Below are 9,318 nucleotides of genomic sequence, written 5' to 3' on the forward strand. Positions count from 1 at the left end.
TTTTCCGACGTCAGCCCTTGGAGAAGTCCCCTGTACCCTTTCGCAAGCGATAGTAGAGAGGGGCGTAGAGAGAGTCGATCGCAGCTTCGATGTCGAGGTCTGTGTCTATGTCGATGTCTATGTCGGCTCGCGCTTCACCTTGTCTGATGGCCTCTTGCAAGATCTCGTACACGAAGCCTAACCCCGAACCATTCAGGACGAACGATATGAGCAACTACACCCACCACACCGCACCTACGCAGTTCATCGAGGCTAACGGCGTCCGCTTCGCTTACCGACGCTTCGGCAAGAAGGAAGGCACGCCGCTCGTCTTTATCCCGCACATCCTCGGCAATATGGACAGTTGGGATCCTTTCGTGACCGATGGCATGGCGCAGCAGCGCGAGGTGATCCTCTTCAATAACGCTGGTGTCGGCAGCTCCACTGGAGAAGTCCCCACAACCTTCGCTGAGATGGCCAAGAGTGCAGGCATCTTTCTCGACGCACTCGGCCTTACTACGGTTGACGTGCTTGGTTTCTCGATCGGTTCCATGATCGCGCAGAACGTCGCCATGCAGCGACCTGACCTGGTACGCAAACTGGTGATCGTCGGCAGCGGCCCTCGCAACGGCGACGGCATTCCGCTGACACCGGAGTCGCAGAAGATCTTTACGAACAAGTATGGGAATCTTGACGATTTCTGGATTGACGGTTTCTTCACCGCTTCGCCGGAGAGTCAGGCCGCCGGCCGCGCCTTCCTCAAGCGCCGTGACGCCCGCGTGGAGGATCGTGATACTGCCATCGATGAGAAGGTGCAGCCCGCACAGTTTGCTGCTCTTCAGGAGTGGGGGCAGCCGAAAGGAGAACGCTTCGCTTATCTGAAGGACATCAAGATGCCCGTGCTGGTCGTCGGCGGGAAGTCCGACATTATCTTCTACACGATTAACTCCTTCTACCTTGAGCAGAATCTGCCGAACGCGCAGCTCATCCTTTACCCGGATGCAGCTCATGGTTCGCTGTTTCAGTATCCAGAGCTGTTCGTCGAACATACGAGTCTGTTTCTGCGCGGCTAGCGTAGCTGGGTCGACGGGAGATCGATGCGACTGCGCCAGCAGCTTCCCTGGGATTTGAACGGTGAGAAGCACGGGGATGCTAGGCTGCTGAAGGGATGAGGAGTAACGATGATTTTTGATATTGAGAAGATAAAGGCGCGTGAGACCTATAACCTGCTGATCGGGTTGGTTGCGCCTCGGCCGATTGCGCTGGTGACGAGCATGAACGAAGAGGGCAGGATGAACGCTGCGCCTTACAGCTCGTACAACTACCTTTGCACCGATCCGCCGATTATCGGGATGGGTGTGATGAACCGGCCAGCAGGTGATTTTGTGCCGAAGGATACGGCGCGGAATATCCGGAGGACGGGGGAGTTTGTGGTGAATGTGGTGACCGAGGATATTGCGCAGCAGATGAACATCTGCGCCACGGACTTTCCTGCGGAGTTCGATGAGCTGGAGAGTGCCGGATTTACGACTGCGCCGTCGCAGGTGGTGAAGGTGCCGCGCATCGCAGAGGCTCATGCGGCGCTCGAGTGCAAAGAGTTTACGACGATGGAGATTGGCCGGTCGCGGATTGTGCTGGGGCGGGTGGTGTCGATTTATATCGAAGACAAGTTTGTCGATCCGGCTGGGCCTTATGTGTTGTCGGAGGAGCTGCACGCGATTGGACGGATGAATGGGTTGGGGGCGTATGTGAAGACGCGGGGTTCGTTTTTAAATATTCCGCGGATTCCGTATGAGGAGTGGAAGAAAGGGAAGCGGTAGAGCACTTCGTGACGTGTATACCCCTTCGGGTGGTGCTCCCGGTGGTCGCTATTTTGTGATGCGCCGGTTGGAGATTTAGGAGAGGTATTCCTTGAGCCAGGGATCGGGGGAGTGGACCAGCTCTTCGGTGGTGCCGTCGAAGACTACTTTGCCTTCGTTGATGACGAGGAACTTGGTGCTGTCGTCGATGCCGTTGCCGGGGATCTGTTCGACCTTGCCGGTCTCGGTGTTGAAGCGGTTTCTGGCGAGGAGGAAGGCGTCCTGCAGGCGGTGGGTGATGACGAGCGAGGTGGTCTTGGTGACGTCGCGCTGCTTGATGACGAGGTCGACGATGGTGGTGGAGGTGATGGGGTCGAGGCCGCCGGTGGGGGAGTCGTAGAGGATGAGGTCGGGCTTGGTGATGATGGCACGCGCGATGGAGACGCGACGGCGCATGCCTCCGGAGAGCTCGGAGGGAAACTTCTCGATAGTGTTTTCGAGCTCGACGAAGCGGAGCGCCTCGACGACGCGGGTGTGAACCTCTTCTTCGGGGAGACGATCTTCGTGAAGACGGTAGGCGACGTTATCGCCGACGGAGAGCGAGTCGAAGAGGGCGGACTCCTGGAAGACCATGCCGATGTGGCTGCGAAGTTTGAAGAGATCGACCTCGCGCATGTGGGAGACGTCCTCGCCGAAGACGTGGATGGAGCCGGAGTCAGGTTTGATGAGGCCGTTGATGAGCTTCATGAGGACTGATTTGCCGCCGCCAGCAGGACCGAGGATGATGCGGGTTTCGCCGTGTTTGACGGTGAAGGAGATGTTCTGGAGGACGGGCTTTACGTCGAAGGTGATGGAGATGTCGTCGACGACGACGACGGGCTCCTGCGAGTCGGATGGCTGCTGGAGGGTTGCGGAGCCGGATTGTGCCAGGTCTGGCGTCATGAGGGTGGTGCTGCTCCTTACCTGCCGAAGATGCCGATCATGGCGCGGCTGACGATGAAGTCGACGATGATGATGAAGACGGAGGAGACGACGACGGCCTGAGTGGTGGCTTTGCCGACGCCTTGCGTGCCGCCTTTGGTGTTCATACCGAAGTAGCAGCCGACGGAGGCGATGATGAAGCCGGAGAAGAGGGGCTTGGTGAGTCCCTGAATGACGTCGGCGTACTGGAGGGCGCGGTAGGAGTTGTGGAAGTACGAGGAGGCGTTGAGGCCGAGGAGTGCGACGCTGACCAGAGCTCCCCCGGCGATGCCGACGGCGTCGGACATGATGGTGAGGAAGAAGAGCATGAAGACGGTGGCGTAGAGGCGGGGTGTGACGAGCTTGCGGACGGGGTCGGTGCCGAGGGCGCGCATGGCGTCGATCTGTTCGGTGACCTTCATGGAGCCTAGCTCGGAGGCCATGCCGGAGGCGTTGCGGCCAGAGATCATGAGGCCGGTGAGGACTGGGCCGAGCTCTTTGACCATCGACAGGGCGACGAGGTTTCCGGTGAGGCTGACCGATCCGAAGGCCTGAAGCGAGGTGGCCGACTGGAGGGCCAGGACGCAGCCGGTGAAGAAGCCGGTGAGGATGACGATGGGCATGGATCCGACGCCGATGGAGTCCATCTGGGTGTAGATGTCGGCCATGTAGCGGGGGCGAGAGAAGAGATTTGCGACGGCACGCCATGACAGGATGGAGTAGTCCTGGATGGAGGCAAGTCTTTGCTTGGCGAAGATCTCTGGGGAGACAAAGGGCATGATTATGAGGCTCAGATTATCAGATGCGGAGGTTTCAGCGAGGATTGCATCTTCTTGAAAGATTTGAGGGAGGACCGAGGTGCACCGATATGGGTGGGAATGAGAGGATAGAAGAGTGAAAGCTGAGATGACGGCAGCGGTGTTGTACGGCAAGGAAGATCTGCGGCTGGAACGCGTGGCAGTACCGCAGGCCGGGCCAGGAGAGCTGGTGGTGCGGGTGGGCGCTGCGCTGACCTGCGGAACGGATCTGAAGGTGTACCGGCGGGGCTATCACGCCATGATGCTGAAGCCGCCGATTCCGTTTGGGCACGAGCTGGCGGGCGAGGTGACGGAGGTGGGTGCCGGGGTGACGGCGTTCAAGGTTGGCGACCGGGTGGTGGCGTTGAACTCGGCTCCCTGCGACGTGTGCTTTTTCTGCAGGCATGGACAACAGAATCTGTGCGAGAATCTGCTGTTCAACAATGGGGCTTATGCGGAGTTTCTCCGGATACCGGCGCGGATCGTTGAAAAAAATACCTTGATGGTGCCGGACGATATTCCTTTGGAGTATGCGGCGTTGACCGAACCGCTGGCCTGCGTGGTACGCGGGCTGGAGGAGAGCGGGGCACAGGCAGGGGACACGATGGTGGTGATTGGGGCAGGTCCCATCGGGTTGATGTTTATGCACGTGGCGGAGCTGGCTGGGGTCGAGGTGATTGCCGTGGTTAAGCGCGAGGACCAGGTGGGCGCGGCGAAGCTGTTTGGCGCGAGCGAGGTGGTTCGGGTAGGCGCGGTGGAGGATGTGGTGGCTGCTACGAGGGCGTTGACTCCTGACGGCCGGGGAGCGGATGTGGTGATCGAGGCCGTGGCGACTCCAGCGACCTGGGAGTGGGCGGTGGATATGGTGCGGAAGGGCGGACTGGTGAACTTCTTTGGCGGGCCGCCGAGCGGAACCAAGGTGAAGCTGGACACGAACCGGCTGCACTATGGGGATATTACGTTGAAGGCGAGCTTCCACCACACTCCTGCGACGTGCAGGACGGCGTTCGGACTCGTGACGAGCGGACGGTTTAAATCTGCGGAGTACATTACGGGCAGCGCGGTGCTGAGTGACGTGCCGGCGATCTTTGCGCGGATGATGCACCGGAGCGGCGGCTCGAAGGGGATCAAGACGGGCGGCGCGGGGAGCATGGATATCAAGACGGCGGTGTTTCCAGAGCGAGGGCCGCGATGAGCGAGACTACTGAGATGCAACATGCTCTGCTGGGGGCTCCGCACGAGTATCTGACGCCGCTGGAGCAGCCGACTCTTGCCGAGGCTCAGGCCTGGTGCACGAACCTGGCGACGTCGCACGATGAGAACTTTCTTTTGGCGAGGTTTTTTCTTCCGGGGAAGGTGAGACCGCACTTCGAGAGCATCTACGCCTACTGCCGGGTGGCGAACGATCTGGGAGATGAGGTTGAGGATCGCGAGGTGGCGGCTCGCCTGCTGCATACCTGGGGCGCGATGCTGGAGGAGTGCTACGACGCACCGGAGCGAACGATGCATCCCGTGTTTGTGGCGCTGCATGAGACGATTCGCGAGTGCGATCCGCCGCGCGAGCTTTTTCTGGATCTGCTGCATGGGTTCCGGATGAATCAGTACAAGACGGAGTATGCAAGCTGGGAGGAGCTGGTGGAGTACTCGCATTACTCGGCGAACCCGGTGGGGCGGCTGGTGCTTTGGGTGTGCGGGTATACGGATGAGGCACGGGGGCTGATGTCGGACAAGGTTTGCACGGGGCTGCATCTGGCGAACTTCTGGCAGGATGTGGTGGTGGATGCGGAGCGAGGGAGACGATATATTCCGGCGGAGTCGATGCTGCGGTTCGGAGTAGACGAGGGTCAGATCGTGGGGCGGGTGTTCACGCCGGAGTTCCGCGCGATGATGGAGGACTTGGTGGAGCGTACGCGGGCGATGCTGGTCGAAGGTGGTGAGATCAGCCGGCATGTCGATAAAGATCTGAAGGTAGTGCTGGATCTGTTTCGCAAGGGGGGCGAGGCGATTTTGAACGGCATCGCGAAGGACGACTACGACGTGCTGCGGGGGAGACCTGTGGGTTCGAAGCTGGGAAAGATTGGGTTGCTGATCGAGGCTGCGGCGGACAAACTGCGCGCGGGGATATCCGCGTGACGATTACTGAGGCGTATGCCGTCTGCTCAGGGATAGCGCAGCGAGAGGCGAAGAATTTTTATTACTCGTTTCGTGTGCTTCCGGAGCAGAAGCGGAATGCGATGTGCGCGGTGTATGCGTTCATGCGGCGGGCCGACGATATCTCCGACGATGAGGGCATGCCGTTGTCCGAACGACGGGTCGTGATGGCCGAGTGGCTGGAGGCGTGGCGTAAAGCTCGTCGGAGCGGGGCTTCGGACGATGCGGTTTTTCTAGCGTTGAACGATACGCAGAGGCGATTTGCGATTCCGGATGAGCTGCTGGAGGACCTGGTTCGAGGTACGACGATGGACCTCGAAGAGAGCCAGCCGGATGTGGTACTTGTCACCGAAGCGGTAACAGATACAGATCAGACACTGCAGGTGTATGAGGACTTCGATGGGCTATACCGCTATTGTTACCTGGTGGCGTCGGTGGTGGGTTTGGTCTGTATTCGGATCTTCGGGTATAGCGATCCTCGGGCCGAGGAGTTGGCCGAGAAGACGGGTGTGGCCTTTCAGCTGACAAATATTCTGCGGGATGTGAAAGAGGACGCGGAGCGGGGACGGATCTATCTTCCGCTGGAGGATCTAACAGCGGGCAGAGTCGAGGTAAAACAGCTTCTGCAGGTGGTGGGCGGGAAGGCCGAGACCAAGGTGGTGCGCAGCCTGCTGGCACAAGAGGCTGCGCGGGCGCTGGTTTACTATGCGGCGGCGGAGGAGCTGCTGCCGCTGATCGATAAGGACAGCCGGGCGGCGCTGTGGGTGCTGGTGACGATCTATCGCGGGCTGCTCGAACGAATTATGGCGAAGAACTATGATGTTTTTTCCGAACGAGTCAGTGTGCCGACCCCGAAGAAGCTGTGGATCCTGGCTCAGGGGATGGGGATGGCGGCGCGCAACCGGATGTTGCCGTGAAGGTGGGACCGTGCCCAGCGATGTGATTGTGGTGAAGCGCGAGGCGGTTGAAGGCAGCAGAGACACCCCCAGCGTTGAGGCCGTAGTTTATGGCAATTGGCCTGATGATGTAGAAGCTGCAAACGCATATCCCCTTCGGGAATGACAGACAAAAAGCGAAGGCGACTCTGCACCAACTGCGCGGTGGCTCAGCGGGGCTATTTTATTTTGCCAGCAGAGCTACGCCAGCGCAGACGAAGAGCGCGGCGATCCAGCGGCGGCTGTCTACGTTTTCTTTGAGGAAGAACTTTGCGGCTGCGGCCGTGGTGATAAAGGTGAGGGAGGCTGTCGCGGGCGCGATAAGGCTGAGATCTGCGCCGGAGAGAGCGTACAGAAGCGAGAAGAAACTGAGTGCCATGCAGGTAATTCCGAGGAGGAACATGCTGCTGGAGAGGACGGCTTTGATTGCTCCGAAGAGACCTGAGGCGGCGCGAATATCGTCGAGGTCGCCGAGTTTGCGCATGCCGCCTGCGATGAGAATGTCGCCCGCCGTGGCAGTGAGGACGACAACGAAGATGGTGACCCAGGTGTGGAGGGTGTCGGGGTTCATGGAAGTGCCTCGACCTTTGCTGCGGTTTCTACGGTTTCAGTGCGGGAGGGACCGTTGGCGACGAAGCCTACGCCTATGACGATGAGGGCAACGCCGAGCCAGCGAGAGAGGGAGACCTGCTCGTGTAGCCAGAAGCGGGAGAGAACGGTGACGATGACGTTACCGAAGGCCGTGGCGGGGAGGACGAAGGTGATGTCGGCCCAGCTGAGGGCGGTCATGTAGCAGGCCATGAAGCCGAGCAGGACGACGATTCCAGCAATGATCCAGGCATTTTTGAGGGCGAAGAAGAGGGCACTGAGGTGATTCAGTGAGACGGGGCCGATATGCTTCATGCCGGTGCTGAGTAGCGTGTCGCCGATGGAGGCGCCAAGCATAACAGCGACAAGGATGAGCCAGCGGCGAGGGGTAAGAGTGTGTTGCATCATGGGGCGTTCAAGAAATCCGCTGGAAAGATCCGCTGGTATGTAGGAGTGGTTTCAGGGTTGTTAAGTTACGAGGTTTATGAATTAAGTTTATCGCAATCCGGGGAGATGTTGCGGCAGGCCGTGTGCTACCTGCAGAAGATAGAGTAATGTGCGGAAGATGACATAAACCGCGATAACAAAGGCGATGCGTGGTTCTTCCCCTTCGAAAGGCTCGGTATTTTTTATCGGAATTAATAGCTGGCGGCTGACTAAAATGACACGTCGGCTGGTTGGGTGACTTTGAGGACGGATTGATCACCAGTGAGCTGCTTCCATGCAGCGCGGATGGCTTCGACGCGTTTTAGATTTTCTGAAGTGGCGGGATAGTCGATGAGGAGCATCTTGGAGCGGATGCGCTCCGGGGCGGTGCGCGGTTGAGCCTGTGTGGGTTTGCTTTGCCACTGTCCGTAGACGTCGATGACGCTGAGGCCGGAGGGGAAGCGGGGCGTGACCTCGGTGTCGAGGAAGTTTCGCCAGGAGGCTTCGCTGACGCCCTGGCCGGGAGCGTCTGCGGGGCCGAGGCCAAAGAAGAGTTTAGTGTCGACCCAGCGCTGGGTCTTTGCGGGATGGGCGGGGTCGCCCTTGAGGGTTGCGGAGGTTTGGGTCTGGGGTTGTGTCTGCGCGGTGAGAGCTGAGGAGAGGCTTCCGAGCAGAAGGAGTATGGCTGCAAGAGTTGGCTTGAGCATATGGCTCTATGCTAATAGGAGGTTAGGAAGACGTGAGGGAAAGAAAAAGGACGACCGCTTGGCCGTCCTTTTGTTTGAAGCTTTGCTTGAAGTTATGCGTTCATGCTGACGGATTCCTGAGCCTTGGCGGCGTTGGCTTCCTTGACGGCACGGACGGCCTTGTTGCGCTGTGAACGGAGGGTCATGAAGGACTTGGCTTCGGTGTAGAGGCGGGGCACGTCGCGGTTGACGATGGCCTGCCAGACTACGCGGAAGGCAGCCTTGGGGCGGAAGTAGTACTCATCGTAGAACTTGTGCACCATCTCCATGACGTATTCGACGGGCAGGCCTGGGTACTCGATGTGCGCCATCTGGTGGCCGCCATCGTCGCTCATCGCCTCGTTGGTTATGAAGCCGTTTTCCTTGGCGTAGTCGAAGAACTCGGTGCCGGGGAAGGCGTGCGCGATGGAGACTTGAATGGTCTCGCAGTCGAGCTGCTTGGCGAAGTCGATGGTGTTGCGGATCGACTCGCGAGTTTCGCCGGGGAGGCCGAGGATGAAGTCGCCGTGGACGACAAGGCCGAGCTTGTGGCAGTCGCGCTGGAAGTCGAGTGCGCGCTGGACCGTGGCACCCTTCTTGATGTTCTTGAGGATCTGGGGGTCGCCGGACTCGTAGCCGACGATGAGGAGGCGGCAGCCGGCTTCCTTCATGGCTTTGAGGGTGTCGTAGTCGGTGGTGACGCGCGAGGTGCAGGACCAGGTGAGGCCGAGGGGCTTGAGTTTTTCGCAGAGCTCGATGGTGCGGACCTTCTGAATGTTGAAGGTGTCATCGTCGAAGAAGAACTCTTTGACGTGGGGGAAGAGCTCTTTGGCCTGCTTCATCTCGGCGGCGACGTCGTCTGTGGAGCGCTTGCGCCAAGCGTGGCCGGAGAGTGTCTGGGGCCAGAGGCAGAAGGTGCACTGAGCCGGGCAGCCGCGGGTAGAGTAGAGCGAGACGT

General features: G+C 59.5%; 12 protein-coding genes. 6 read left to right on the forward strand and 6 right to left on the reverse strand.

Features of this window, described 5'->3' with window-relative positions:
• The 3 genes from GSQ94_RS21185 to GSQ94_RS18795 form a co-directional block, all read left to right on the forward strand.
• A partial coding sequence (locus GSQ94_RS21185) for a hypothetical protein (protein WP_216843142.1) occupies positions 1–181 on the forward strand: 181 nt, incomplete at its 5' end.
• Between the two features lie 25 nt (positions 182–206).
• Entirely contained in the window at positions 207–1,052 is an 846-nt protein-coding gene (locus GSQ94_RS18790) for an alpha/beta fold hydrolase (protein ID WP_158945388.1), read from the forward strand.
• Positions 1,053–1,160: 108 nt separating this feature from the next.
• Complete coding sequence (locus GSQ94_RS18795; protein WP_158945389.1) at positions 1,161–1,799, forward strand: flavin reductase family protein; 639 nt, start codon at positions 1,161–1,163, stop codon at positions 1,797–1,799.
• 75 nt (positions 1,800–1,874) lie between these two features.
• On the opposite strand, the gene GSQ94_RS18800 is transcribed toward GSQ94_RS18795, so the two are convergent.
• The gene (locus GSQ94_RS18800) at positions 1,875–2,720 is read right to left on the reverse strand and encodes an ABC transporter ATP-binding protein (protein ID WP_158945390.1); all 846 of its coding nucleotides are present in this window, start codon (positions 2,718–2,720) and stop codon (positions 1,875–1,877) included.
• Between the two features lie 17 nt (positions 2,721–2,737).
• Positions 2,738–3,517 (reverse strand): ABC transporter permease, encoded by a 780-nt coding sequence (locus GSQ94_RS18805; RefSeq protein ID WP_158945391.1) that lies wholly within the window; start codon positions 3,515–3,517, stop codon positions 2,738–2,740.
• Between the two features lie 127 nt (positions 3,518–3,644).
• On the opposite strand from GSQ94_RS18805, the gene GSQ94_RS18810 reads away from it, so the two are divergent.
• The 3 genes from GSQ94_RS18810 to GSQ94_RS18820 are packed head-to-tail and all read left to right on the forward strand — an operon-like array spanning position 3,645 to position 6,603.
• Positions 3,645–4,730 carry a zinc-binding dehydrogenase gene (locus tag GSQ94_RS18810; RefSeq protein ID WP_158945429.1) on the forward strand — a complete coding sequence of 362 codons (1,086 nt, stop codon included), beginning with the start codon at positions 3,645–3,647 and terminating at the stop codon, positions 4,728–4,730.
• On the forward strand, positions 4,727–5,668 hold the full coding sequence (gene hpnC / locus GSQ94_RS18815) for a squalene synthase HpnC (protein WP_158945392.1): 942 nt from the start codon (positions 4,727–4,729) through the stop codon (positions 5,666–5,668). Before GSQ94_RS18810 ends, hpnC begins: the two co-directional genes overlap by 4 nt.
• Positions 5,665–6,603, forward strand: coding sequence for a phytoene/squalene synthase family protein (locus GSQ94_RS18820; RefSeq protein WP_158945393.1), 939 nt, complete (start codon positions 5,665–5,667; stop codon positions 6,601–6,603). The genes hpnC and GSQ94_RS18820 overlap by 4 nt, the downstream gene beginning before the upstream one ends.
• Before the next feature lie 202 nt (positions 6,604–6,805).
• On the opposite strand, the gene GSQ94_RS18825 is transcribed toward GSQ94_RS18820, so the two are convergent.
• The 4 genes from GSQ94_RS18825 to GSQ94_RS18840 all read right to left on the reverse strand — a co-directional run.
• Positions 6,806–7,192, reverse strand: coding sequence for an EamA family transporter (locus tag GSQ94_RS18825; RefSeq protein ID WP_158945394.1), 387 nt, complete (start codon positions 7,190–7,192; stop codon positions 6,806–6,808).
• Positions 7,189–7,617 (reverse strand): EamA family transporter, encoded by a 429-nt coding sequence (locus GSQ94_RS18830; RefSeq protein ID WP_371417567.1) that lies wholly within the window; start codon positions 7,615–7,617, stop codon positions 7,189–7,191. The genes GSQ94_RS18825 and GSQ94_RS18830 overlap by 4 nt, the downstream gene beginning before the upstream one ends.
• A 248-nt stretch (positions 7,618–7,865) precedes the next feature.
• Complete coding sequence (locus GSQ94_RS18835) at positions 7,866–8,342, reverse strand: DUF3574 domain-containing protein (protein ID WP_158945395.1); 477 nt, start codon at positions 8,340–8,342, stop codon at positions 7,866–7,868.
• Positions 8,343–8,434: 92 nt separating this feature from the next.
• A partial coding sequence (locus tag GSQ94_RS18840) for a radical SAM protein (protein WP_158945396.1) occupies positions 8,435–9,318 on the reverse strand: 884 nt, incomplete at its 5' end.

The sequence above is a fragment of the Granulicella sp. S190 genome, from assembly GCF_009766095.1.
Lineage (GTDB): Bacteria > Acidobacteriota > Terriglobia > Terriglobales > Acidobacteriaceae > Edaphobacter.